Raw genomic sequence first — 26,516 nt, forward strand, 5'->3', positions numbered from 1 at the left:
GTTTTTAGTGGCATCTTTACCTTGAAATAACGTGTTGAGGATGTGCTATTAAAAACAGATCCGCATTGCGCCGCGAATAGAGTTAAAGATACAACCCGGTGCGGATAGCGCGGGTTTACTCTACCGCTTATTCACGTATCACAAACCGTTTTTGTTTTATCTGCTGCGCGGCGCTGATCAGCGCGGCAAAAAAGAGCGCCGCGGCACCGCAAAGCGTGGCGTTGATAATTGCCGACGCGCCATTGCCTGACAGACTGGCGGCGAGCGGACCGAGAATTTGCCCAATACCATACGTTAGCGTCACCAGGCCTAACAAATTAATATTGCCCGGCGCGCTGAGTTGTCGGGCAAGCGGCATCACCAGCGAGGTTGTGCCCATAAACGTGGCGCCAAAACCAATACTGCTCAGTATTAACAGCAACAATGAGTCGCTGGCGAGAGACAGCAGCACGCAGGCGCTCTGGATCAACAGGTTCGCGGTCAGGCATGGCAGGACGCCCCAATGTTTTGCCGCCCACAGCCAGCCGAAGCAGCCGGGAATGATCGCCAGGCCGACCAACGACCAAAGGTGCGCCGTGAGTAGCGGAGAGCCCGCGCTTTTCGCCATCAGCGGCAAATAGGTAGCGACAATGATGTAGCCGAATCCGGCGAAACCGTACAACAGCGCCAGTTGCCACCAGGGCATAGGCTGATTTTCGATTCTTGCTAAGGGCGCAGGCGGCAGCGCATGAGCGCGGGGGGGAATCAATATTACCACGATTAATAGCAATATACCGGCGAGCGCCCCAGCCCCCAGCCATAGCGAATGGGCCGAAAGCGCATAATGTAAACCGCCAATGACATATTCGTTGCCCAGTGCAATCCCGGCCCCGACGCCGGAAAAGAGCGCGGCGATCACAAACGGATGGCGGGTATGATGCAACACAATCATTGATCCAAAAATCATCATTCCCGCACTCGCGACGCCTGCCAGGAAGCGCACCAACATGACGACCGTGGGCTGAGTAAATATCGCCATAGACAGAATAAGAATACCGGTGGCGACCGCCGAAGCCAGCAGCATGGGGCGTAGACGAGAGGGGAGATGAAAAAGGCCAAAGGAAAACAGTAAGCTTCCCGCCAGGTACCCTGCATAATTGGCGCTGGCAATCCAGGAGAGCTGATTAAACGTTAGCTGCTTTTCCGCCAGCATTACCGGCAGCATGGGCGTATACAGAAAGCGGCCAACTCCCATCCCCAGCGTCAATACCACCATACCGAAAAGCGCCGTAAAAATGGGATGGCGAGGTGAAGCGCTCTGAGCATGAACCATGGTTTTTCTCTTTGCTAAAGTAAGGCAAGAATGCCGGATTGTTGTTGTAAATGATAATAAAAAGTAAAATTAATGTTTCAAATTTGCAAGAAAAGAAAGTGAAGCGCAGGCGAATAACGGATTGAGAAGAGGGGCATCGGTGGGAAATGGCATTAAATTAATGCCTCCCACGTGCGGGGTTTGGCAGTTAATCTGAACGAGAATTGCGCCTTCCCCTTCTTAGATACTGAGCAGTGCCGGTATTTGCGACAGTAAATATAACACCAGACCAATAGCGCCGCCGACCAGCGTGCCGTTCACGCGGATAAACTGCAAATCTTTACCGATATTAAGCTCAATCTGCTGCGACATATCGCGCGCATCCCAGCCTTTTACGGTATCGCTGATGTGGCGCGTCAGGAAGGCGGCGAATTCCGGCGCGACGCGGTGCGCGGCCTGTTCCAGATGACCGTTAAGCGAGGCGCGTAATGCGTCGTCGGCGATCAGCGTCTCGCCAAACCATTGTCCGGCATGAGCGATGCGCTGCTTCACCTTTGAGTCTTCGGCGTTGATATCTGTTTTTAACCACTGGCGCAGATCAGCCCAGATCTCGCCGAGATAACGGTTAAACGCCTCATCTTCCTTCAGGTAACTTTTAATGTTTTCTGCCCGGGCAGCCATTTCCGGATCATGTTTAAGTTTATCGATCAGCCTATACGTCGCGCGATCGAAGGCATGACGAATCTGATGCGCGCGGTCGTGACTGATATCATCCAGCAGAGAATTTACCGCGTCGGAGACCAGTTCAGCGCTGTGTTCTCCCAGCCATTCGGTCGGCAGAATCTTCGCTTTTAACGGATGTTCGGTCTCCAGCCAGCGTATGATCTGTCTGGCGATAAATGTTCGGGAGCTGTCACGCTGTAACAGGGCGATAAGCTGGGCGATCAGCGTATCGAGTAACACCTGGTGACGATCGTTTTTGGTCATGCTTTCCAGCATCAGGGCGCTGGTGCCGGAAAGATCCACTTTATCAATCGCCTTATGTACCGCTCGCTTGAGCAGCCGCTGAATACGGGCGTCATCGGTTAGTTCCAGAAAGCCGCTCATAATTTGCAGCAGATGCTGCCCGACCCGGCTGGCGTTGTCCGGCTGGCTGAACCAGTTTCCGATAAGCAGCGCGGGTTCATGGCGGCGGATTAGCGCGATCAGCGACTGCGTATCAAGGAACTTCTCCTGCACAAATTGCCCAAGATTTTCGCCGATTCGGTCTTTATTACGGGGAATAATCGCCGTATGTCGTGAAATAAACGGAATGGGAATGCGGCGAAACAGCGCCACCACGGCAAACCAATCCGCCAGCGCGCCAACCATCGCCGCTTCGGCAATAGCTTTTACGCCCAGCACCCAAAAACTGGGCGGCAGGAAAAGCGTGGTTACAAACGTCGCGGCGGCTATCAGCAACAGTGAGAGCGCCAGGCGTTTGGCGCGTTTGAGTTCGGCGATTTTATTCATAGGGTTAAGGATAGAGCCAGACGGCAGGAACGTGCAAAAAACATCAGATTATCCTGTGCCGGATAAGCCTCTATCCGGCAGAGTGTTTACTTCTCAGCGGCTAGTTCTGCTGCCTCATGCTGGCGCACGCGCTGTAATAATGTCGCCAGGGTGAAGACCACGATCACCCCGGCTACCGCTGCCAGCAGGTGAAACGGCAGTCTCCCGCCGTGAAACCACAGCCAGCGGCCAACTTCGACCGACACCGCCATCACCGTCAGAATCACCATGTTCAGCGAGGCCGAAACCGTCCCTTTTGGCAAGTTGTTGGAAAAAAGCGTGAAGCGAAACAGCGTCGGGAAAATCATTCCAATGCCGAACGCGTACAGGCTGGTGCCCAGCACAGACCAAAGCCAGACGTGCGGCAGAAGAAGATTACCGAGAAGCAATGTCGCCAGCCCGCTTAACTGGATTGGTACGGCGCGCCAGATAAAACGCGGTCGGGTTGGATCTTTCACCAGGCGCACAACGATCATATTGGCCACGATCACCGCGCCGAATACGGGCACCTGCGCCCAGGCGAATTGCGAAGTACTCATCCCGCCGGCATCGATCAGGATCACCGGCGACACCGCCACCCAGCTCATCATCGGGATGTAGCTCAACGACAGCGTCGCCGCCCCGGTGAGAAAAATCGGGTTGCGAAACACATTACGAAAATCGCGCAGTACGCTCACCGCGCTGAACGGCACCGCGCCGCGTTGCACCGTTTCTGGCATCGCCAGCAGCAGGCCGCACAACGCCAACAGTCCCATCACCGCAATAATACCGAACAGCACCTTCCAGTGAACGAAGTGCATCAGCGCGGCGCCGGAGAGCGGGCCGATAACCGGAGCGACCAGCACAATGGAGGTAATAATCGCCATCAGCTTAATGGCTTTGGTTTGACCGAAAGCCTCCTGTACCGTGACGTAGCCGACCGTTGCGATAAAGCAAATGCTGGTGCCCTGCACAAAACGGGCAACCAGAAACTGCGTCATTGAGGTCGTCAACAGAGTTGCCGCGCAGGCGAGAGTAAAAATTAATGCCCCTGCAATCAGCACTGGCCGGCGGCCAATCCTGTCGGATAGCGGCCCCAGAAGCCATTGCAACGCCATTCCTCCCGCCAGATAGAGACTGACCGAGGCCGGCGCAAGACTGACGTCAGCATTAAAATCGCGCACGACGTTAATGATGCCAGGCTGAATCAGATCCGTCGTCAGATAGGCGGCAAAATCGTACAAAATTAGCGCCATCGGGAAAAATAACGTTGTGGCGCGTTGGGTGAAAAACTGAATAATCCGTTGCATAAAAAATGCGCTCCATGTCGGAGAACCCCATGATGGGATAGCGAAACTCAATACCGTCATCGTGACGTCAGGCAGGCGATGGAAACAGCGGCTGCGGATGTACTGAATTTCATGTAATCAAAAACGCTGCCGGTGAAAACACAGACAGGAAGAGACGCGTTCTGAATCTCGTCAGAACGTGTGGCGATTACAGATAACAATCAGCACATCACACCTCGGGAAATTTACGTTGCACGGAAAATATACACATTAAGTGTAATTAAATTTTGATGTTAATCAAAAGAGTTTGTCTGGTTAATAAAGGTAAAGGCAGGGCGCGCAGGCTGGTATTTTGCGTGTTCAGTTCCGAAAATGCATGTGCATTACAGATAACAGGATTTATCTTCCGTCGCGCCTCGCAATGCTGAAAAGGTACGGATGAGAAAGGAATTTTCAGGAGGTAGAGTCGCAGCATCCTGGTTTGGGATGACGGAGCGCCATGAAAAAATCGACGACCTCAACACCGCATGATGCGGTGTTTAAAACCTTTTTGCGCCACCCGGAAACCGCCCGCGATTTTATGGAGATTCATCTGCCGGTGTCGTTACGCCAGCTTTGCGACCTGCGGACGCTAAAGCTGGAGCCCGGCAGTTTTATTGAAAAAAATCTGCGAGCCTATTATTCCGATGTGCTTTGGTCGCTGAAAACGCGCGAGGGCGACGGTTATATTTATGTCGTGATTGAACATCAGAGCACGCCGGATGCGCATATGGCGTTTCGGCTGATGCGGTATGCGATGGCGGCAATGCAACAGCATCTGGATGCGGGGCATAAGCATCTTCCGCTGGTGGTGCCGATGCTGTTTTATCACGGTGTTGATAGCCCGTATCCTTTTTCGCTGTGCTGGCTGGATGAGTTTGCGAACCCGGAAGTGGCAAGAAGACTCTATGCCGCTGCCTTTCCGCTGGTCGACATTACGGTGGTATCGTATGATGACATTATGCAGCACCGCCGCATTGCGCTGCTGGAGCTCATCCAAAAACATATCCGCCAGCGGGACCTGCTGGGACTGGTTGAACGAATTGCTTCGCTGTTAGTTACTGGTTGCGCTAATGACAGGCAGCTTAAAGCGCTGTTTAATTATCTTATGATTCAGCACGGACATACGCCTCGTTTCACCACGTTTATTCGTGATGTGGTAGGGCATGTCCCGCACACTAAGGAGAGACTGATGACGCTGATAGAGAGGATCCGCGCAGCGGATCGCAGAAAAGGGGAACGGCAAGGAAGACAGCTCGGTCTGGAGGAAGGATTAGCAGAAGGATTAGAAAAAGGGCTGGAAAAAGGTCAGCGTGTTGCCGCATTGCGTATCGCCAGACAGATGCTGGCGGACGGACTTGACCGCGAGACTGTCCAGCGGTTCACCGGCCTTACGGCTGAAGAGCTTCAGGATGTTAGTCACTAACGCGGCTCCAGTCTGAATGTTGCAGGCCCGGTGCCCACCGGGCAACGCGCTCTATAATTATCGTTGATAACCGCACGAATATACCGAACTTTACCGATAGCGCCAGCCATCTCTACTACCCTTATTGTTCTGAGCGGCATTTACGGCTGCCTTAATGACGATAACAAGGAGACATGTGATATGGCTTACCAGACAGTGAATCCTGCCAATAATCAGCTCATTAAAGAGTATCCCCCGCACACGGACGCGGATATTGAAGCCGCGCTGCAAAAAGCTGACGCGCTCTATCACTCCGACTGGTCCAGGGGAGAGATTGACCAACGTCTGCCGGTACTGCATAAGCTGGCTGACTTGATCGACAGCCGTGTTGAAGAACTGGCAAAAATCGCCAGCCAGGAGATGGGCAAGCTCATCGAGCAGAGCCGTGGCGAAGTCAAACTGTGCGCGCAGATCGCTCGCTATTATGCGGATAACGCGAAGCAGTTTCTTGCCCCGGTGCCTTATAAAACCGAGTTTGGCGACGCGTGGGTAGAACATCATCCGATTGGCGTCATCATGGCTGTTGAGCCGTGGAACTTCCCGTACTATCAGTTGATGCGTGTGCTGGCGCCGAACCTGGCCGCTGGTAACCCGGTGCTGGCGAAACATGCCAGCATCGTACCGCACTGCGCCGAGACATTTGCCCATCTGGTGCGTGAAGCCGGCGCGCCGGAAGGCGCATGGACCAACCTGTTTATTTCCTCCGATCAGGTGTCGAATATCATCGCCGACCCGCGCGTGCAGGGCGCGGCGCTGACCGGATCTGGAAAAGCGGGGAGCGCCGTGGCGGCACAGGCGGCGAAGCACATTAAAAAATCGACGCTGGAACTGGGCGGGAACGATGTGTTCGTCGTGCTGGACGATGCCGATCTTGAGAAAGCGGTGAAAATTGGCGTGCAGGCACGGCTCACTAATGCGGGGCAGGTATGTACGGCGGCGAAGCGCTTTATCCTGCATGAGAAAATCGCCGATCAATTCCTCAGCCAGTTCACCGAGGCGTTCAGGAAGGTGAAGGTGGGGGATCAGATGGACGCTTCTACCGAACTGGGGCCGCTGTCGTCGAAAGATGCGCTGGAAACATTGACCAGACAGGTCGAGGAAGCGGTAAAAAATGGCGCGACGCTGCACATTGGCGGCAAGCCGCTGGAAAGCAAAGGCAACTTCTTTGAGCCGACCATTCTGACCCACATTACGCGTGACAACCCGGCGTACTTTGAAGAGTTCTTCGGCCCGGTGGCGCAGATGTATGTGGTGAAAGACGATGACGAGGCGGTAAAACTCGCCAACGATTCCCACTACGGCCTGGGCGGTGCGGTGTTTAGTCAGGATATTGAGCGTGCTAAACGCATGGCCTCCCGGATTGAAACCGGGATGGTTTATATCAACTGGCTGACCGACACCGCAGCGGAGCTGCCGTTCGGCGGCGTTAAGCGTTCGGGCTTCGGACGCGAGCTATCGGATCTGGGGATTAAGGAGTTTGTGAACCAGAAGCTGGTAGTGGTGCGCCGCTAATCCCTGTTGCCCCTCTGAAAACGGGAGGGGCCTGGCTTTTTGCAGCGAAGGACGCGGATCTTAAATCAGAACGAAATAAGCGAACAAAACACCCTCAATTGCCCTCCTTATTTATCCACGTTGCACTAACCGTGCTTTTTATCCCGATATTGTTTGTACAGACATTCATGATGCCCGCATTTTCTGTTCTATGCGGAGGCCGGTATGGAATTTTACGAGAACCGCCCCAGACAACCATTCATTGGCTTTGTGCAGCTCAGACGGGCACTAAAAAGGTGGTGGCTGCGTAAGCGGGCCTGTCAGGCGCTGCGACGAATGAGTGACGAGCAGTTAAGGGATATCGGGTTGGAAAGGAAGGATGTGGAATAACAGATAAGAGTCAGTAAAACTGGAAAGGCTGGATAATCTTATCTTAACCTCTCCAGTAGGCGGGTATCCTGGAACGCTAATTTTCCTGCCAGGCTTTCTCGATCAGCAGTTTGGCTTTATCCAGATCGTGTTCGTTACGCACAATCAATTCGACGTCGCCGGTTCCCCAGTGGCCAATATGCGTGACGTCCCGGCTAAATCCTTCTTCAAGCTGGATATGCTGTGGATTAATTTTCAGCCACAGGCGTAGGTGTGGGTCGGTCACGGGATAAACGGCTACGCACAGAAAGTTGCGAATGAGGCGGAAGGCGTCATAGAGCTTAAGCTCTTTAAACTGAACCTCATCACTGAGTGACAGCACATAACTTTTTAGCTGTTCATATAATGAAAGCAGCGCGGGAGAGGCCGAAGAGAGCTGTTCGCGCTGCGTGCGGGTATGGCGTTTACCGCTGCTGACGGAACCGTTCGCGATGATGTACTGAGGGCTATTTTCGACCACGGCGTTAACCAGTTCCAGCATTAACAGGTCGTCGGCAAAAAGCTTGTAGCGAATCAGGTTGATATTGCGGTTGATTTGCTGAACGGCATGTTCGTCGTATTTATTAAAATCGGCGGCAATACAGATTAACCGTGTGCCGGACCAGTCAATGGCTTTGGCCGCGGTTTTACTTATTTTTTCCATCACCAGCAACTGAAATTCCGCTTTATGATCGAGTAGCCAGTCGAGATAAAAGAGCCCCTGGTTAATGACGTTTTCATTGCTGTGGCGTTTATATTCAATAATCACCGGGCAGTTATTTTCGTCGAGGCCGAGGGAATCAATTCGCCCACGATGGGTTTTACCCGTGCGGTATTCGGTCTCGAGAAAGCGGACGCCAAGGAATGTTTCCATATGGGATTCGATCAGCATTTGCAGATCTTTTTCAATGGCTGCAGCTTTGCCCGGCAGTTCTTGTACTTTCCCGCCACCGAGGCGGAAAAGCTGGATATCGCTCATGGATCCCTCCTGAATTTCATATTACCGGGTATGATACTGCACAGAGTAGAATCAGAAAGCATAAAATTGAGTCTGAGGATATGTTATTTGTGGTAATTTATTAATTTGAAAAGAGAAAATGGCAGGAGCGCCAGAATGAGTACGTTTGACACGACGAAAATTGCTTTAAAAGATATCCTGGGGCAGATTACTGATGGACGGGTACAGTTGCCTGATTTCCAGAGAGGGTGGGTATGGGATGATGAGCATGTCCGGTCTTTGCTGGTCAGTATTGCCCGTTCTTTTCCCGTTGGTGCGGTTATGCTGCTGGAGACTGGGGGAGAAGTTCGCTTCCAGGTGCGTCCAGTTGAAAATGTAGAATTGCAGAAAACCGAGCCTGAGATGTTGATTCTGGATGGCCAGCAACGTTTAACGTCCTTGACTCAAGTCCTGATGCTGGATACGCCCGTTAAGACTTTTAACGAGAAAGGAAAGCAGATAGACCGTTTTTATTATATTGATATTGAGGCCGCTCTGGACAATAGGCTTGATGAAGCTTTTATTTCTGTTGAAAAGTCTAAAAAAGTAACGATGAATTTTGGTCGTGATATAAAAACTTTTGTTAACTCCTTTGGAGAAACGGTTGAAATGGATTTTTCTACCGTGCAAAAAGAGTGCGAAGCATTATTTTTCCCTTGTAACCAAATTATCAACTCTGATGCATGGGAAAGTCATTTATATAAGTGCTCACAAGAAAAGTTTTTCACTTATATGCAGTTCCGTGAAAAAATTCTGAATGCCTTTAGGAACTATTTGCTGCCTGTTATTAAATTGGGTAAATCAACTAGCAAAGAGGCCGTTTGCCTGGTGTTTGAAAAGGTTAATACCGGTGGTGTTCCACTATCCGTATTTGAACTGGTGACCGCCAGTTTTGCGGCTGATGGGTTTAATCTTCGGGATGACTGGTTTGGCAGTAATTTGCGTCAAAAATTTGGCCGCCGAAATGTACTGAATAAAGAAGCTATCCTACAGGGCGTAGAGCCGACAGACTTTTTACAGGCTATCAGCATATTGAATACGCTAAAAAAACGGCGTGCCGATCTGGCCGAAGGGAAGACAGGGAAATCAGTTACTGCAGTAAGTGCTAAACGAGTTTCAGTATTAGCCCTTTCTCTTGAAGATTATCATTGCTGGGCCGACGATGTGGAAAAAGGCTTCTTACTTGCCGCTAAATTTCTCCATCATGAATGTTTTATGCACTCATGGGATCTTCCTTATCGTACGCAGCTTGTGCCGCTGGCGGCAGTATTATCGAAATTACAAGGCAATTGGCTGGAGCCCAAAATTTATGACAAACTGGCGCGCTGGTTCTGGTGCGGTGTCCTGGGGGAACTGTACGGCGGCGCGGTAGAAACACGTATCGCAAACGATGTGGAAGAGTTACTAAACTGGATTGAGGGGGAAGGTGAAGAGCCCCGGACGATTTATGAAGCCTCATTCCAGCCAGGGCGTTTATTGACGTTACGTTCCCGATTGAGCGCCGCGTATAAAGCGTTAAGCGTGTTGATCCTACGCAATGGTGCTCAAGACTTTTTCTGGAAGTCGACGATCCAAAAGTTAGATTATGGTGAGATTGCACTCGATATTCACCATATTTTCCCAAAGATATGGTGCGAGAATAATAATATTAGTCCAGCAGTGTATAACTCTATCATTAATAAAACATCAATCTCCTATAAGGCCAACCGAATGATTGGTGGGAGATCTCCGGCTGAGTATCTGTCGCAGATCCAGACGCATCCGCAGGTCGGTCTGGAGGATGCCGAGATGGATGCGATCCTACGCAGCCACTTTATTGAGCCTTCGCTGTTACGGCAGGATAGTTTCGAGGCATTTTTTGCCGATCGAAAAAAACAATTGCTGAAATTGATCGAAGCGGCAATGGGGAAAAATATTAGTCAGGATGATGTTGCTGAATTAGAGACAGCAACAGACGAGATTGATGTCTGATACTGCAACCCAGGTACGAATTAAATCGCACCTGGGTTTCCTGCCTATTTAGAAGAAATCACGCGGATAAACGTTTGAACTTGCTTTTGTTTACGTACTGACAGCTTGCTTACTTGCCGTAAAGACTCAACCAGCTCAGGCTCGGGTGGTTTCACGGTCAGCACGATGCAGCCTTCCATCACCTTAATATCCATTTTACTGCCGGTGGTAAAACCGGCGGCTTCCAGCCACTGGCCTTTCAGGGTGATGGCGGGAATACGGGTGTATTCCGGGTAGCGGCTCGCATAACTGACGGTGGCGAGGCGGTTATTTGTTGGGGAGACTTCTGGATCGGTGAATTCTGCAATAGAATGCGGGGTAGTCATGATGGCTATTCTCCTAAAATAGTGATTGTGATTAGCGAGGCGCTCGTGTTGCAGCACGAGCGTCTTGCGTTAAATACCTGTATATATCATCAGGGAATAGAAGGAAAGTCCAGCTGAAAATGAATGAAAATAGTGGGGTGGATGCGAGGATGGATTATTTTTGGTGATGGGAATAAAGCGGCTATTTAGCCGCTTTATTGGTTTATGAAGGGCGGGTTAATTGATGGCTGCGTCGGTGAGGGCGTCGGCCAAGTGGACCTGGGTTTGTTGGGCGGATTGGATGCTAACTTTCAAATTAGATAAAGTTGTATCTATTTCATTAATTTTTTTAATGATTATCCCTTGTTCATTTTTTGGTGGAAGAGGTACAAGAAGTCCCATAAGTTCATTTGAATTAATGTTTTTGACACCTGTAGTTGTTCTAATAGGACCTTCAATTTGCTCACGTATTAAATTTGATTTCATTACCATGTTTATATATCTGGCATTAATATATTCGTTATGTAGCCGTACTCTAATTATATAGCCAGCATAAGCATGATCTTTTAGATCGTGTTGAACTAATGTACTTTGACCGACAATATTAGTGCTGCCATTAGATCTTATAAATAAGAGATCATTTTTATTTAGTGTAAGATCTTTTAATTCAGAATCGGTTAATGCACCATACTTTATGTCGGCAAGATCGATAATACCTTTTACAATGTTAGGAATTCTTAGAACAGGATAGCCTGAAATATTATAATCACATTTTTGAGAAGTTCCATATTTTATATCATGGAGTATATTTCCCAATTTAACCCATTCCCACCCATCTGGCAGTTCAAATGGTTTTTCCTCATCACTAATCGGTGGCAACGGTTTTTGCTTTTTCATTTTCCCGTCTTTCACCAGCTGTGCTTTTTCCTGCGCAATACGTTTGAGCAGTTCAGAGGCCGGTTCATCGTTCGGATCCTGCGGTACCAGTTTGCCCATCACCGCCAGTTGCAGAATGGTCTGTTTTAAGGCGTCAATGCTGGCTTCGGTGGTAAACAGTGTGTCGAAATGCTCGCTGATACGCGACCAGTTTTCGGCCAGTTGATCGGCGTTCTGGCTGTCGGTTAGCGTGGTTAGCAGGGTTTCAACCAGCTGTTGGTGGGTGTCCAGACTGGTCAGGGAATGCTGCTCCAGTTGGTCGCAGAGGGACATTAGCTCTTCGACCTTAGTTACTATTCGGATTTGTTCACATAAAGGTGGTAGAGAAAATAATTTCTCATTTAACATTTTATAATGCCTAGAATACCCCCTTGATTCAATTTTAAAAGACTTAAGCTGCCAGTAAAAATATTTTTCGTTAATAATGACAGGGGAAAGTATTTTCACACCATCAGCACCCACGATAAAATCAAAATCAATATATTTTATATTTCTGGTATGATCGCCAAATATTATAACGGGATTGTTAATATTAATTAATAGCTCTGAGTTGTTAGAGTAACCAGATATAAATTCAGCATTTTGTTCAATAACAGGGTGACGGCCTTCATCTATAATATCAGATGACTTAACTTTATGTGATGATTCTGACTGAGGGATGTATATTTGTGGTAATCTTGCCCACTCCCACCCCTCCGGTAGCTCAAACGGTTTCTCCTCCTCGCTAATCTCCGGCAGCGGCTTTTGCTTTTTAATTTTCCCCTGCTTCACCAGCTCGGCCTTTTCCGCCGCAATGCGTTTTAGCAGCTCAGACGCCGGTTCATCGTTCGGATCCTGCGGCACCAGCTTGCCGCGCACCGCCAGCTCCAGGATCAGCTCGCGCAGCTTCTTAATGCCGTACAGGTCAATCTTGCCCGAACTGCCGCGCCCCGCCGTGGAGCGGGTTTGCAGCGCCGTAGTCCAGGTATCGATATGGTCGACAATCAGTTTTTCCACCGCCATCAGTTGGCCCCCTTACCGGAGAGCGCCGCGCCGAGAATATCGCGCAGCTGGTGGCGCAGGGTCTGAATTGCTTCCTGCTGCTTGGCGTACTGCGCCAGCAGTTCATCCGGATCGTGGCTGACGGTTTCCGCCTGGTGCGGGTTCTTGATATCGAGGTTAAAGTTGCGGGCAATCACCTCGTCGATGCTGACCTTCCACGCCTGTTCGTTCTCGACGCGGCTGGCGAAGCCGTCAGCCTCGTTGCCCCACCAGTCGATCTCGGCCTGGAACTCCTCAAACTTCATCGGTTTGGTTTTGCTGTAGTTCTTCACCCCCGCCGGGTACGGATGCTCGTAGAACCAGATGTCTTTGGTCGGCTGACCTTTGGTAAAGAACAGCAGGTTGGTTTTGATCCCGGTGTACGGGTTAAACACGCCGTTCGGCAGACGCACGATGGTGTGCAGGTTGCACTCCTCGGTGAGCAGCTTTTTGATCTTGGTTTTCACGCCTTCGCCAAACAGCGTGCCGTCCGGCAGCACCACCGCCGCGCGGCCATTTTTCGCCAGCACTTCAATAATCAATTGCAGGAACAGATCCGCCGTTTCACGGGTCTGCATATCGGAAGGGAAGTTCTTCTCGATGCCGTCTTCTTCGGTGCCGCCGAACGGGGGATTGGTGATAATCACATCCATCTGCTCGTCCCAGGAGGAGAGCGGTTTGTTCAGGGTGTTGTCGTGACGGATCTGTACCGGTACTTCAATGCCGTGCAGCAGCATATTGGTGGTGCAAAGCAGATGCGGCAGCTGCTTTTTCTCCACGCCGTGGATCTGTTTTTGCAGGATCTGGTGGTCGGTGACCGTGTGCGCATAATGATTTTTAACATGATCAAACGCGCAGGCGAGGAAGCCGCCGGTGCCGCAGGCCGGATCCATAATCGATTCGCCGAGTTTCGGATCGACGCGCTCGACCATAAAACGGGTCACGGCGCGTGGGGTGTAGAATTCACCCGCGTTGCCTGCGGCCTGTAAATCCCGGAGGATCTGTTCGTAGATATCGCCGAACAGATGACGTTCGCTGGCGCGGGTAAAATCGATCTCGTTCAGCTTGTTGATCACCTGACGCAGCAGGGTACCGTTTTTCATGTAGTTATAGGCATCGCTGAATGCCTGCTTAACCACATAGCCGCGCGGGTTGATATCGATCTGCGCGGGCAGATCTTTTAGCGTCGGAAACAGGTCGTCGTTGACGAACGCCAGCAGTTTATCGCCGGTGATCCCTTCGTTATCGGCCGCCCAGTTGCGCCACAGGTAGCGCTCCGGCATCGGCAGCCTGTATTTTTCCTGCTCGATTTCCAGCGCCTGTTCCTGGGCGTCGAAGATCTTCAGGAACAATAACCAGGAGAGCTGACCCAGACGCTGTGCGTCGCCATCGACGCCTGCATCTTTGCGCATGATGTCTTGTAATGATTTGATAGCCGAGCTGATTGACATGGGGTCGTCCCTTTATAAAAAAACAAAGCCACCTGCGGCAGACGGGCCGCAGGTGGCGTAATCAGGATGTTCAGGCGGAGCGGGGAGGAAGCTGGTAAATTTCGCTTTCCAGGTCACTCACTGCCTGCATATAGGTGCCTTTGTCACCAAAGCCGTCGGTGATGATCTCCTGCAGAGTGCCCATCTGGTCGAACGGTTTGAGCTTCAGCACCTGAATATTCTCGATTTCTTCCACGCCCGCATCGGCATATTTGTCCAGCAAATTGCTGAGTACAGTCTGCGCGGCATCGGAATATTTGGTGAAATAATTACGCTTGCGAACATTGTCTGCGCGCTCTTTGCGCGTGAGCGGCGGCTGACCATACACCACATGACAGAGCATGTCGAACGGGTCAAGATCTTTGCCCACCTCTTCCGCCAGAACATCCCAAAGGATGCCCTGTAATTCGAGCTCTTTGATCACCGCCGCTTTGCGGTCAGCATCTTGCCATTTCCGGACAAAATCATCCAGTGAGGCGCAGTCTTTGAGCACGGTTTTGCGGGTGTAATCTTTGAAGGATTCGGTGACCAGCCTGCCGTCGGCGTCGTAATACTGGACGCGTTGCGAGACCACACCAACGGTGACGCCGTTAATGTGGAATTTACGGACCCGGTTGTCTTCCTCTTCCGGTAACGGGCCGGAGCCGCCCATCGTGCTGGTGGTGTAGGTGGCCGGATCTTCGTCTGCCCCGTTGATATCCTCGTCGGCAAAGACGTCAGGCGTTTCTTCCTCCAGCGTTTCGTTGAAGCCGGAGTCCGGGTCCGAAATGTCATCTGGCGTGGCTTCCATCACTTTTTCCGGGATACCGTCAAAGCGCTCGTCGGCAAACAGTTCAGTGGCCTTTTTGAAATCAAGAATGGTGAACCACAGTTTGCCGTAGTCTTGTTCGATGCGGGTACCCCGGCCAATGATCTGTTTAAATTTAGTCATTGAGCGGATGGTTTGGTCCAGCACGATCAGTTTGCAGGTCTTAACGTTTACGCCAGTAGTCATGAGTTCTGAGGTGGTCACAATCACCGGCCATTCTTTTTTCTTGTCGCTGAAATTCTGCAGCTGGCCTTTCCCTTCTTCGTCATCCCCGGTGATTTTCATCACATATTTATCGTTACGTTTTACCATCTCCGGGTTGAGGTTGATCAGCGCCCGGCGCATACGTTCAGCATGCGGAATGTCTTCGCAAAACACGATGGTTTTATCCATCGGATTGGTGCGTTTGAGGTAATCGGTAATGGTTTTCGCCACCAGTTCAGTCCGCTCGTCGATGACCATCGTGCGGTCGAAATCTTTCTGGTTATAGATTCTGTCATCGATCAGTTCACCGTTGAGGTCGCTCTGGCCGCGCACGGGTCGCCAGCCTTGTAAATCAACATCAATATCGACACGAACCACTTTGTAAGGAGCGAGGAATCCGTCCTCGATCCCTTCTTTCAACGAATAAGTGTAAATAGGATCGCCAAAGTAGTCGCTATTGGAGACCTCGTGAGTTTCCTTCGGCGTGGCGGTCATACCAATCTGTGTGGCGGAGCTGAAATAATCCAGAATTTCACGCCAGGCGCTGTCTTCAGAGGCGCTGCCTCGGTGGCATTCGTCGATGATAATCAGATCAAAGAAATCCGGCGAAACCTGCTTAAACGCTTTTTGATGCTCTTCATTGCCGGTTAACGCCTGATAGAGCGCAAGATGGATTTCGAAAGCGGGGTCGAGAGTGCGCCCGGTGATTTTGGTCATTGCGGAGCCGAAAGGCTGAAAGTCATCAAGTCGGGTCTGGTCAACAAGGACGTTTCGGTCTGCCAGGAACAGGATGCGTTTTTTAACGCCTGACCGCCATAAACGCCAGATGATGTGAAACGCCGTCAGCGTTTTACCGGTTCCTGTCGCCATGACCAGTAATAATCTGTTTTGCCCGTTAGACACAGCCTCCAGCGTTTTGTTGATGGCCTGAAGCTGGTAGTAGCGCAGCCGCTTTTCGCTGCCGTCGTTGTAATAATCCTGGGTGACGATCGGCATTTGCGCGGCGGTGTACCCTTTCCACTGGCAGTATTTTTGCCACAATTCATCAGGCGTTGGGAATTCGTCGAGGGTAATTTCTCGCTCAATCGCGCCGGTTGCCGTTTTATCATGGAAGATAAAGCCATCGCCATTGGTAGCGAAGACGAAAGGAACGTCCAGCAGGTGCGCATAACCCAGCGCCTGCTGCATACCTTTGCCGATTTCATGTTTATTGGCTTTAGCTTCGATCACCGCCAGCGGCATGTTTAATTTGTGGTACAGCACGATATCGGCAGATTTCACCGTTCTACGCGCCGCGACTTTGCCGCGCACGATGACCTTACCGTCCCGGAGTTTGACTTCCTGTCGGATTTGAGTTGTGTTATCCCAGCCAGCTTTCAGGATGGCGGGCATAACGCGTTTGGTGATGATGTCTGCTTCCGTCAGGGTACTCAGGTTCAGGTCAGCCATTGGGGATTCTCATCGAATAGCGATGCGCAAATTCTACACACAAAATCAGATGAAATCATTACACTCTGTGTGCATTATTGGTGTTAAGTCTCTGTTTTAGATGAATTCGTGAATTCTGTACCCAACATATAAGGTTTTAATATGGAAGTTATTAAGATTTGGAGATCCTTTCTTAAACATTTTAAACAGAAAAAATTAGATTCTGCGGTGATTGTCTATGGCGTGATCGCAATCTATTTAATCCCCTATAAAGTTCCTTTAAAAAGTTACCTGGTTGCATTTCTCTTTGTATCTATTCTAATATTCTCTTGCACTCAAGAAAATCGAATTAGGGAATATATCAGTTTCTTTGTACGCACAGACAATGATCATTTATTGACTCGGTTTGCTGGTATTCTATCGCTAACTGCATGGTCAATTTTTTTGCTTTTGTTGTTGTCTGCTAATGTGTTTGTCAACACCATAACGTATTGGTTAGCTATTTTATTTTCAGTCTCTATCCTCATTAGTAGCATTTTGACTATTTTAGATTTTGCCAGAAATAATACAGCAAAAACCTTTAAGGTAATCGGCTTGGCGGTTACCGCATTTTCAGGTGTTTTTGTTTTTACTAGTAGTTACTCTGCCAGTATTTTCTGGCAAATCAGTAATCTGGAGCTATCCTCTTCTCCATGGTTAGAATATTGTTGGAAAGCCACCGCATTTCTTATGTTTTTCCTGTGGTTATCACAACCTATTTGCTATGGGCTATTTCTGCGTTACGGTGATAAAGCAAAAGGGTATCGAATCTTTACATTAACAGGTGCTTTTATTATGTCTATGTTTTTGTTTCTGCTTGTTCCTATGTTGATTGGTGATGTCGCTTATTTTGTGCTAAAAAAGACCATCAACCATGAATGGCGCAATGAAGCAAAGTGCGGTGAATTGGAAGTGAAGAATAAAAACGAAAAATATTTTGGTTTTAATACTGATAAATATACTGTGTTTTATTCGGATAAAAATGATAAGTGGGGTTTCTATGAGATCACCTGCAAAAAAGGGAGCGACAGGAGAGATACTTATAGTGTGGAGCCTTTGCCGGAGTATAATATCCCCTCGTGGTTAAGGTAGTTTGTATTTATCATTATGTAGTGGTGCGCTGGTGGAAGATATAATATACTAACGGTGAATAGAGAGTGCCATATCTGCTCTGAAGGCCATCATTCTGTGATGGCCTTGATGCGGGTTACTTCCTTAACCCCGCAAACGCCGCTCTGATCTCGTCTTCCGGCAACTGGATCCCGATAAACACTAGCGTGCTGTGCGGCGTTTCGTCGCCCCACGGTCTGTCCCAGTCGGCGCTGTAGAGACGCTGCACACCCTGGAACAGCAGACGGTTGGGTTCGCCGTCGATCCACAGCATCCCTTTGTAACGCAGCAGTTTATCCGCTGATTCCAGCAGCAGGTTTTCCATCACCCGCGAAACCTCGCTGATATCCACCGGGTAATCCAGTTCCACCACAATTGACGATACATCGTTCTGTTTATCGGCAATAAAGTGGAAACGCGGTTGGCTTGCCAGCACGTTCTCTTCCAGCATAAAGCCGCTGGTATTAAACAACTGACTCAGGTCAATATCGCCGTGTACCACGGTGTAAACCGGGGCGCGGGCGTTGATACGCGCCAGCCGCTCGCGCAGTTTCTCGCTGTCGCCTGCCACGTCGGTTTTGGTCAGCAGGATACGGTCGGCGTAGCCTATCTGCGACTGGGCGATGGTGAACTGGTTCATCTGCTCGTTAGCGTGCACCGCGTCGACCAGCGCAATCACGCCGTCTAACAGGTAGCGTTCGCATAATACGTCATGGGAGAAAAAGGTCTGAATAATCGGGCCGGGGTCAGCCATGCCGGTGCATTCAATCACCAGGCGGTCGAAAGCAATATCGCCGCGGTCGCGGCTGTCGAGCAGGTCTAATAGCGCATCTTCCAGCTCGTTGGAGCGGGTACAGCAGATGCAGCCGTTAGTCAGGGTTTTGATCTGTGTGGCGCGATCGCCAATCAGTTGATCGTCAACGGAGACTTCGCCAAATTCGTTTTCGATAACGGCGATTTTAAAACCATGTTGTTCGTTGAGGATATGGCGTAGTAGGGTGGTTTTGCCGGCACCAAGAAAACCGGTAAGTAGGGTAACTGCAATCGGGGTCATAGTCTCTCCATTAACAACAGCGCATACCGCCTTTGCCATCGCCGCCGTAACGTGCTTGCTGACGTTCGCGGAAGAACTCTTCATAGGTCATGTACGGCTTGTCGGGATGATTAGTTTTCATGTGCTCGACATAGTTGTCGTAGTCCGGAATACCAATCAACATTTTTGCCGCCTGGCCGAGATATTTTTTTGCCTGACCTAAAGTATCAAACATTCTGCCGTCCTGTTAATGAATAAAGCCGGATGGCGGCTTGCGCCTTATCCGGCCTACACTAGCCGGGGTCGCTGTGCGCTACCCGGCATCACTTTTAGTGGTGTGAAGAGATCTTCACGCCGCCTTCCGGCACGGGCACATACGGGGTTTCTTTATCGGTACGTTTATCGCTGTTGCGTACCTTCATCCAGGTGGTGAAACCGTAGAAGATAATACTGTACACCACCACCAGGAACAGAATACTCAAACCAGCGTTAGTGTAGTTGTTCACCACGATATGGTTCATATTGGCAATCTGCTGCGCGGTCAGGTTGGTGCCGTTGGCAATCTTCTCTTTATACAGGTTTGCCATGTAGAAGAAACCTTCCATCTGTGGGTTGGCGCTGAACAGTTTCAGGCCCAGTGCCCAGGTGGTGCAGATCAGCAGCCATACCGCCGGGATTACCGTCACCCAGATGTACTTGGTGCGCTGCATTTTGATCAGTACCACGGTGCTCAACACCAGCGCCACGGCGGCCAGCATCTGGTTAGAGATACCGAACAGCGGCCACAGGCTCTTCACGCCGCCCAGCGGGTCGACCACGCCCTGATACAGCAGATAGCCCCACAAACCGACGCAGCCTGCGGTACCGATGATACCCGCGACCAGAGAATCGGTTTTTTTCAGGAACGGGACGAAGTTACCCAGCAAATCCTGCAACATAAAGCGGCCGGAACGGGTACCCGCATCTAGCGCGGTCAGGATAAACAGCGCTTCGAACAGAATACCGAAGTGATACCAGAAGCCCATATCCGCCATCGGCAGGACTTTGTGGAACACGTGCGCGATACCTACTGCCAGCGTTGGCGCGCCGCCTGCGCGGTTCAATACTGACGGTTCACCGATATCTTTCGCAGTTTGCAGGATTTGTTCCGGGGAAATCACAAAGCCCCAGGAGCTGACGGTCGCCGCTGCATGTGCGGTAACGTCTTTCAACTGCGCCATAATCAGCGGCGCGTTCTCGCCGCCCATCTCGTGCAGGTTTGGCATGGTAATGCCCAGACCTGCCGGCGGGGTGTTCATCGCGAAGTAGAGACCCGGTTCAATGATCGAGGCCGCCACCAGCGCCATCACCGCAACAAAGGACTCCATCAGCATCGCGCCGTAGCCGATAAAACGCGCATCGGTCTCACAGGCCAGCAGTTTCGGCGTGGTACCGGAAGAGATGAGCGCGTGGAAGCCAGAGACGGCGCCACAGGCGATGGTGATGAACAGGAACGGGAACAGAGCGCCTTTCCACAGCGGGCCGGTACCGTCGACATATTGCGTCAATGCCGGCATTTTCAGTTCCGGGTTGAGGATCACAATCCCCAGCGCCAGACCGACGATCACGCCGATTTTCAGGAAGGTAGCGAGATAGTCGCGCGGGGCAAGGATCAGCCATACCGGCAGCAGCGCGGAAACAAAGGCGTAGCCGATCAGCGCGAAGGTAATGGTGGTGTCTTTAAAGGTCAGCGCCGGGCCCCAGTACGGGTCGTGGGCAATCACGCCGCCGAAGTAAATAGACGCCACCAGCAGCACGATACCAATAACGGAGACTTCGCCTACGCGTCCCGGACGCAGGAAGCGCATGTAGATGCCCATAAACAGCGCAATCGGCACCGTGGAGCAGACGGTGAAGACGCCCCACGGGCTTTCGGCCAGCGCTTTAACCACGATTAATGCCAGCACCGCGAGGATGATGATCATGATTAAGAAGCAGCCGAACAGCGCGATGGTGCCTGGAACGGTACCCATCTCTTCTTTGATCATCTCGCCAAGAGAGGCGCCGTTACGGCGGGAAGAGATGAACAGCACCATAAAGTCCTGCACTGCGCCCGCGAGCACCACGCCCGCCAGTAACCACAGTGTCCCCGGCAGATAGCCCATCTGCGCGGCCAATACCGGCCCGACCAGCGGACCTGCGCCAGCGATGGCGGCGAAGTGGTGACCAAACAGCACGTAGCGGTTAGTCGGCACGTAGTTCAGGCCGTCGTTATTGATAACCGCCGGCGTCGCGCGCGTCGGGTCGAGTTTCATGACCTTCTGGGCGATGTACAGGCTGTAGTAGCGGTAAGCCACCAGATAGACGGAAACGGAAGCGACCACGATCCACAGGGCGCTCACGTGTTCACCCCGACGTAGGGCAACGACCGAGAGGCAGAAAGCACCGATGATTCCGAGAATCACCCAGGGTATGTGCTTGAATATCTTTTTCGTATCCATAGTAAAACCTGGTTGTAAGTTTAATTATCAGCCGAAGCTGGGTGGACATTGAGTTCGTGTTTGAGGAGGTAGATTGACTGCTATGCTGAGAGGATCTTGCCAGATCATCGCGCGCGTAAAGTTAGGTAAATCAGTGAGTGGTTGTATGGCGGTTTAAGCGGTCGGACGTACCGGTAAGCGGTTTCGCGGAGGAGGGCGTGGGCTATTTTATGTGATTGAGATCACGATATAAAATGGGACGATCCTTGTTGCGCGGGGCGTCATAACGACTTCACTGAGCTAATCGTGATATTAATGGCGCGCATCCCATAAAGTTTTCCCTTTCCAGGCCGAAAATTCTGTATCTGTCTAGCGGAAAGAGAAAACATGTTAAAGCGAATTAAAATTGTTACCAGCTTACTGCTGGTATTGGCGCTATTTGGCCTTTTACAACTGACATCCGGCGGGCTGTTCTTCAACTCGCTGAAGAATGACAAAGAAAACTTCACCGTATTGCAAACTATTCGTCAGCAGCAGTCTGCCCTGAATGCAACCTGGGTGGAGCTGTTGCAAACGCGTAATACCCTGAATCGCGCGGGTATCCGCTGGATGATGGACCAGAGCAATATTGGCAGCGGCGCAACTGTCGCTGAACTGATGCAGGGGGCGACCAATACGCTGAAGCTGACCGAAAAAAACTGGGAGCAGTATGAGGCGTTACCGCGCGATCCACGTCAGAGTGAAGCGGCTTTCCTTGAGATCAAACGAACCTATGATATCTACCACGGCGCGTTGGCGGAGCTTATTCAGCTTCTTGGCGCGGGTAAGATTAACGAGTTTTTTGATCAACCGACTCAAAGCTATCAGGACGCTTTTGAGAAGCAGTACATGGCCTATATGCAGCAAAACGATCGTCTGTACGATATTGCTGTTGAGGATAACAATAGTTCCTACAACCAGGCGATGTGGGTACTGGTCAGTGTGCTGATTGCCGTTCTGGTGGTCATTATCGCCGTCTGGTTCGGCATCAAACTGTCGCTTATCGCCCCGATGAATCGTCTGATTGAAAGCATTCGTCATATCGCCAGCGGCGATCTGGTGAAGCGTATCGACGTGGAAGGCTCCAACGAAATGGGGCAGTTGGCTGAAAACCTGCGTCATATGCAAAGTGAACTGATGCGTACCGTTGGCGATGTACGTAACGGCGCGAATGCGATCTATAGCGGCGCCAGCGAGATTGCGATGGGCAACAACGATCTCTCTTCCCGTACTGAGCAGCAGGCAGCGTCTCTGGAAGAGACTGCCGCCAGTATGGAACAACTGACCGCCACCGTGAAACAGAACGCCGAAAACGCCCGTCAGGCCAGTCACCTGGCATTGAGCGCCTCTGAAACAGCGCAAAAAGGCGGCAAAGTGGTGGATAACGTCGTACAAACAATGCGCGATATCGCCTCCAGTTCGCAGAAAATCGCCGATATTATCAGCGTAATCGACGGTATTGCTTTCCAGACCAATATCCTGGCGCTGAATGCGGCGGTAGAAGCGGCGCGCGCAGGCGAGCAGGGACGCGGGTTCGCGGTGGTAGCCGGTGAAGTCCGTAATCTGGCCCAGCGTAGCGCGCAGGCGGCACGAGAGATCAAGAGTCTGATTGAGGATTCCGTGAGCCGTGTTGATGTGGGGTCGACGCTGGTCGAAAGCGCCGGTGAAACCATGGATGAGATCGTCAATGCAGTGACCCGCGTGACCGATATCATGGGCGAGATTGCCTCGGCGTCCGACGAGCAAAGCCGTGGTATCGACCAGGTGGGCCTGGCGGTAGCGGAGATGGATCGCGTAACGCAGCAGAACGCCTCGCTGGTGGAAGAGTCCGCCGCCGCGGCTGCGGCGCTGGAAGAGCAAGCCAGCCGTCTGACCCAGGCCGTCGCGGTGTTCCGTATTCACCAGCAACAGCAGCGTGCGCGTGAAGTGGCTGCGGTAAAAACCCCGGCAGCCGTGTCGTCACCAAAGGCCGCAGTGGCCGACGGCAGCGATAATTGGGAAACATTTTAAGGGCGTATGGTGAACAGTCGGCCTACAGATGACCGTAGGCCGGATGAGATGTTCACACTTTTGCCTGATGGCGTAGCGCTTACCAGGCCTGGCAGTCCGCGCAGGCCGATTTTAAACCAGCATCAGGCGCATGGCGCAGCGTGATTCATACGCGAGGCCGTGCGCCGCTTCCTCCTCTCTTTTCTGATATCGCGCGCTAATCCAACGTTGAGTGAAGGTGTGCGGTGATCCACAAAAAATGAATAAAGCGAGAGAACGCACGGCAGGATAGCCTTGTTTCGCGGCATCATAATTGCTGATGTGATAATCGTGAGAGGATACGATGCGCAAAGATGCCCTGCTTGCTTTCCTGATGAACCAAACGGATTTTTTTGATCCGGAAAATGTCAGTGAGGTGTTTACCGCGCGCTATCTGGCGCAGCGTTTTAATATGCAGCGCAATACCGCCAGCCATTATCTGAACCAACTGGTGGCGCAGGGCGTGCTCTGCAAAATCAATACCCGTCCCGTCTATTTCCTGCATAAGCAGGCATTTAGCCAACAGTTTTTTACCCTTTCGCGTAATGAATACGCCAGCGTCGCGGAGCTGTTAGCGCACGGGGAACAGGAGTGCGCGCCGGACGATCACTTTTCCCTGTTGATTGGCCATAACGAAAGCCTGAAGCGCCCGATTGAGCAACTGAAAACCGCGCTGTTTTATCCCGACGGCGGACTGCCGCTACTGATGACCGGCGAAAGCGGCACCGGGAAAAGTTATCTGGCGCAGCTCATGCACGAATATGCCATCGCCCAGGCGCTTCTGTCGCCGGATGCGCCATTTATCAGTTTTAATTGCGCCCAGTATGCGAGCAATCCCGAACTGCTGGCGGCGAATCTTTTTGGCTATGTGAAGGGCGCGTTTACCGGCGCGCAGAGCGACAGACCGGGCGCGTTCGAGGCGGCTGACGGCGGCATGTTATTTCTGGATGAAGTCCACCGGCTGAGCGCCGAAGGGCAGGAGAAGCTCTTTACCTGGCTCGATCGTGGTGAAATTTATCGGGTAGGCGACACCGCGCAGGGGCATCCGGTTTCGGTACGTCTGGTATTTGCGACGACCGAAGAGATACACAGTACCTTTCTGACGACATTTTTGCGACGCATCCCGATTCAGGTCAACCTGCCGGATCTCCAGCACCGTAGCCGCCAGGAAAAAGAGGCGCTGATCTTACTGTTTTTCTGGACGGAGGCGAAAAAACTTTCGGCCACGCTTATCCTCAAACCGCGTTTGTTGCAGATCCTCAATCAATATGTTTATCGCGGCAACGTCGGCGAGCTGAAAAATGTGGTGAAGTATGCGGTGGCGACGGCATGGGCGAAAAAGCCTGGGCAGGAAACCGTTACCGTGTCGCTGCACGATCTGCCGGATGCCATGCTGTCGGCATTGCCGTCACTGAATGAACCGCTGGCGGACGACACGCCGGTGAGCATCTCGCCCGACACGAACCTTACCTGGCTGCTGCGCGCCCGCGACGAGATGCAGGGCATGATCCATGATACGCAGTGTCATGTGCTGGCGCTGTACGAGCTGGTACGTAGCGGGAAAGAGGGGTGGGAGACGGTACAAAAAAGAATGGGCGATGAAATTGAGACCCTCTTCGATCGCCTGATTTTTACCGGCGACGATAATGTGCACTCACAGCGGTTGCTGTTAATTACAAGCCTGGTGCGGGAAGAGTTTTATCGTCTGGAGAAGCGCTTCAATATGCAGCTTAACGGCAACTGTATTTACGCGCTTAGCCACTATTTAATCCATCGTACCGCACTGGCGCCTTCTCGTCTCAACAGCGAGCAGATCCGCCAACTGGACGCCTTCCTCGCCCAGAAATATCCACTGCTGTACAGCTTCTGTTTACAAATTCTGGAGACGCTGGGCCAGAAGCTGGATCTGGAGCCGAGACGCATTGATATGCTGCTGCTGGCGCTTTGGCTGCATAAACAGGGGGCTAACAACCAAAAACAGGTGACGCATGCGGTGATTCTGGCGCACGGCTATGCCACCGCCAGCAGTATCGCCAACGTCGCCAACCGGTTACTGAAAAATACGATTTTTGAATCGTTCGATATGCCGCTGGACGTCACGCCGGAGGCGATAGCGCAGCAGGTGATGCGCTATCTGGAAGAGCATCCGCTCGCCTCCGGCCTGATGATTCTGGTGGATATGGGATCGCTCAAGGCCATTCATCGTCATTTTGATCGCGCGCTTTCCACGCCGGTGACGATTATCAACAACGTCTCGACCAGCATGGCCCTGTATGTAGGGGAGCGTATTTTACAGGGGCATTTTATTGAAGAGATCGCCCGCGATATCGCCCGGGATGTGCCGGTCGAGTATCAGCTCTACTGGCCGAAAAGCAACAAACCGCGCGCCATACTGACCACCTGCGCGACCGGTATCGGTGTGGCGACGAATCTTTGCGCATTACTGAGCGCCAGTATTCCGCAGGCGCTGGAGATTGACGTCGTCGCCTGCGATTATGCGATGCTGGCGAGCAATAAAACCCAGGAGCCGGTATTTATGCGCTACGACGTACTGGCGATAGTCGGCACGCTGGACCCGCACATCGCCAGCGTGCCGTGGATTTCGCTCGACTCGCTGATCTCCGGCGAGGGGAATCACTATCTGATGCGGCTGTTTGGTTCGCTGACCACGCCGGAGCAGGTGGCGGAGATCAACAACCTGCTGCTGAAAAACTTCTCGCTCCGACGAGTGATCGAATCCGTCACCATCCTCGACACCAGCAAAGTCATCAACCATGTTGAGCAGTTTCTGCTGCGCTATGAGCATCTGGCGGGCGTTACCGTCTCGAATGAAAGAAAGGTGGCGCTCTATGTGCATATTAGTTGCCTGATTGAGCGTCTGATCCGCCATGCGGGCATTACTGCTTATAGTGGACAACAGTGTCCGGAACAGGAACTGAATCGGCTACGGGAAGCGTTTAGTGTCATTGAGAGTAACTACAGTGTCAAAATCCCCACCGCCGAGCTTGGCTATATCCATAATATCCTGACCTTCGAAACAGAACTTATCGAGCAAGATCAACAGTTTTAACTATTTCCCTCTGTTAACCCGCATCTT

Annotated in this window: 19 protein-coding genes and 1 pseudogene; 7 read left to right on the top strand and 13 right to left on the bottom strand. The window is 51.6% G+C overall.

The features are described 5' to 3' along the window. Window positions 1-127 precede the first annotated feature (127 nt). From ACLJTG_RS18490 to mdtM, 3 genes are all read right to left on the bottom strand, one after another. Window positions 128-1,312 carry a YbfB/YjiJ family MFS transporter gene (locus tag ACLJTG_RS18490; protein WP_198898367.1) on the bottom strand — a complete coding sequence of 395 codons (1,185 nt, stop codon included), beginning with the start codon at window positions 1,310-1,312 and terminating at the stop codon, window positions 128-130. A gap of 219 nt (window positions 1,313-1,531) precedes the next feature. Continuing rightward, a complete protein-coding gene (locus tag ACLJTG_RS18495) occupies window positions 1,532-2,803 on the bottom strand; it encodes a DUF445 domain-containing protein (protein WP_001033037.1) in 1,272 nt (423 codons plus the stop codon). Between the two features lie 86 nt (window positions 2,804-2,889). Then, the gene (mdtM, locus tag ACLJTG_RS18500) at window positions 2,890-4,131 is read right to left on the bottom strand and encodes a multidrug efflux MFS transporter MdtM (RefSeq protein WP_198898366.1); all 1,242 of its coding nucleotides are present in this window, start codon (window positions 4,129-4,131) and stop codon (window positions 2,890-2,892) included. Window positions 4,132-4,609: 478 nt separating this feature from the next. On the opposite strand from mdtM, the gene ACLJTG_RS18505 reads away from it, so the two are divergent. Both ACLJTG_RS18505 and ACLJTG_RS18510 read left to right on the top strand, forming a co-directional pair. Continuing rightward, entirely contained in the window at window positions 4,610-5,575 is a 966-nt protein-coding gene (locus ACLJTG_RS18505; protein ID WP_198898365.1) for an Rpn family recombination-promoting nuclease/putative transposase, read from the top strand. Window positions 5,576-5,755: 180 nt separating this feature from the next. Next, window positions 5,756-7,126: an aldehyde dehydrogenase family protein gene (locus ACLJTG_RS18510; RefSeq protein ID WP_198898364.1), complete on the top strand. Its 1,371-nt coding sequence runs from the start codon at window positions 5,756-5,758 to the stop codon at window positions 7,124-7,126. Between the two features lie 94 nt (window positions 7,127-7,220). Here the strand turns inward: ACLJTG_RS18510 and ACLJTG_RS18515 are convergent, their stop codons facing one another. Further along, window positions 7,221-7,364: a hypothetical protein gene (locus ACLJTG_RS18515; RefSeq protein ID WP_031604638.1), complete on the bottom strand. Its 144-nt coding sequence runs from the start codon at window positions 7,362-7,364 to the stop codon at window positions 7,221-7,223. On the opposite strand from ACLJTG_RS18515, the gene yjiS reads away from it, so the two are divergent. Then, window positions 7,331-7,495 (top strand): DUF1127 domain-containing protein YjiS, encoded by a 165-nt coding sequence (gene yjiS, locus ACLJTG_RS18520; RefSeq protein WP_000397917.1) that lies wholly within the window; start codon window positions 7,331-7,333, stop codon window positions 7,493-7,495. The two genes, ACLJTG_RS18515 and yjiS, sit on opposite strands and share 34 nt — an antisense overlap. 76 nt (window positions 7,496-7,571) lie before the next feature. Here yjiS and ACLJTG_RS18525 read toward each other — a convergent pair whose 3' ends face one another. After that, a complete protein-coding gene (locus ACLJTG_RS18525; RefSeq protein ID WP_001523594.1) occupies window positions 7,572-8,492 on the bottom strand; it encodes a DUF5655 domain-containing protein in 921 nt (306 codons plus the stop codon). Between the two features lie 135 nt (window positions 8,493-8,627). Here ACLJTG_RS18525 and ACLJTG_RS18530 point away from each other — a divergent pair, with 135 nt between their 5' ends. Continuing rightward, window positions 8,628-10,481 carry a DUF262 domain-containing protein gene (locus ACLJTG_RS18530; RefSeq protein ID WP_000102839.1) on the top strand — a complete coding sequence of 618 codons (1,854 nt, stop codon included), beginning with the start codon at window positions 8,628-8,630 and terminating at the stop codon, window positions 10,479-10,481. Window positions 10,482-10,525: 44 nt separating this feature from the next. Here ACLJTG_RS18530 and symE read toward each other — a convergent pair whose 3' ends face one another. From symE to hsdR, 4 genes are all read right to left on the bottom strand, one after another. Further along, entirely contained in the window at window positions 10,526-10,846 is a 321-nt protein-coding gene (symE, locus tag ACLJTG_RS18535) for an endoribonuclease SymE (RefSeq protein WP_000210979.1), read from the bottom strand. Between the two features lie 216 nt (window positions 10,847-11,062). After that, a complete protein-coding gene (locus ACLJTG_RS18540; RefSeq protein ID WP_021001108.1) occupies window positions 11,063-12,763 on the bottom strand; it encodes a restriction endonuclease subunit S in 1,701 nt (566 codons plus the stop codon). Next, a complete protein-coding gene (locus ACLJTG_RS18545) occupies window positions 12,763-14,232 on the bottom strand; it encodes an N-6 DNA methylase (RefSeq protein ID WP_021001109.1) in 1,470 nt (489 codons plus the stop codon). Before ACLJTG_RS18545 ends, ACLJTG_RS18540 begins: the two co-directional genes overlap by 1 nt. Before the next feature lie 70 nt (window positions 14,233-14,302). After that, window positions 14,303-16,732 carry an EcoAI/FtnUII family type I restriction enzme subunit R gene (hsdR, locus tag ACLJTG_RS18550; protein WP_198898363.1) on the bottom strand — a complete coding sequence of 810 codons (2,430 nt, stop codon included), beginning with the start codon at window positions 16,730-16,732 and terminating at the stop codon, window positions 14,303-14,305. 141 nt (window positions 16,733-16,873) lie between these two features. Here hsdR and ACLJTG_RS18555 point away from each other — a divergent pair, with 141 nt between their 5' ends. Beyond that, window positions 16,874-17,842 carry a hypothetical protein gene (locus tag ACLJTG_RS18555; RefSeq protein WP_000452023.1) on the top strand — a complete coding sequence of 323 codons (969 nt, stop codon included), beginning with the start codon at window positions 16,874-16,876 and terminating at the stop codon, window positions 17,840-17,842. A 115-nt stretch (window positions 17,843-17,957) separates the two neighbouring features. Here the strand turns inward: ACLJTG_RS18555 and yjiA are convergent, their stop codons facing one another. The 3 genes from yjiA to btsT all read right to left on the bottom strand — a co-directional run bounded on the left by yjiA (window position 17,958) and on the right by btsT (window position 21,373). Then, on the bottom strand, window positions 17,958-18,914 hold the full coding sequence (gene yjiA, locus ACLJTG_RS18560; protein ID WP_000187838.1) for a GTPase: 957 nt from the start codon (window positions 18,912-18,914) through the stop codon (window positions 17,958-17,960). Window positions 18,915-18,924: 10 nt separating this feature from the next. Further along, on the bottom strand, window positions 18,925-19,128 hold the full coding sequence (locus ACLJTG_RS18565; protein WP_000460616.1) for a YbdD/YjiX family protein: 204 nt from the start codon (window positions 19,126-19,128) through the stop codon (window positions 18,925-18,927). Between the two features lie 94 nt (window positions 19,129-19,222). After that, window positions 19,223-21,373 carry a pyruvate/proton symporter BtsT gene (gene btsT, locus ACLJTG_RS18570; RefSeq protein ID WP_000379928.1) on the bottom strand — a complete coding sequence of 717 codons (2,151 nt, stop codon included), beginning with the start codon at window positions 21,371-21,373 and terminating at the stop codon, window positions 19,223-19,225. Window positions 21,374-21,739: 366 nt separating this feature from the next. Between btsT and tsr the strand changes: the two genes are divergently transcribed. Then, window positions 21,740-23,401 carry a methyl-accepting chemotaxis protein gene (gene tsr / locus ACLJTG_RS18575; protein WP_000919519.1) on the top strand — a complete coding sequence of 554 codons (1,662 nt, stop codon included), beginning with the start codon at window positions 21,740-21,742 and terminating at the stop codon, window positions 23,399-23,401. 111 nt (window positions 23,402-23,512) lie between these two features. On the opposite strand, the pseudogene ACLJTG_RS18580 reads toward tsr, so the two are convergent. Continuing rightward, window positions 23,513-23,587, bottom strand: a pseudogene (locus ACLJTG_RS18580) (GNAT family N-acetyltransferase); the annotation flags it as partial. Between the two features lie 136 nt (window positions 23,588-23,723). On the opposite strand from ACLJTG_RS18580, the gene ACLJTG_RS18585 reads away from it, so the two are divergent. Next, a complete protein-coding gene (locus ACLJTG_RS18585; RefSeq protein ID WP_410959045.1) occupies window positions 23,724-26,489 on the top strand; it encodes a sigma 54-interacting transcriptional regulator in 2,766 nt (921 codons plus the stop codon). Window positions 26,490-26,516 lie beyond the last annotated feature (27 nt).

It is taken from the genome of Salmonella sp. SAL00672, from assembly GCF_046552175.1.
Taxonomy (GTDB): domain Bacteria; phylum Pseudomonadota; class Gammaproteobacteria; order Enterobacterales; family Enterobacteriaceae; genus Salmonella; species Salmonella enterica.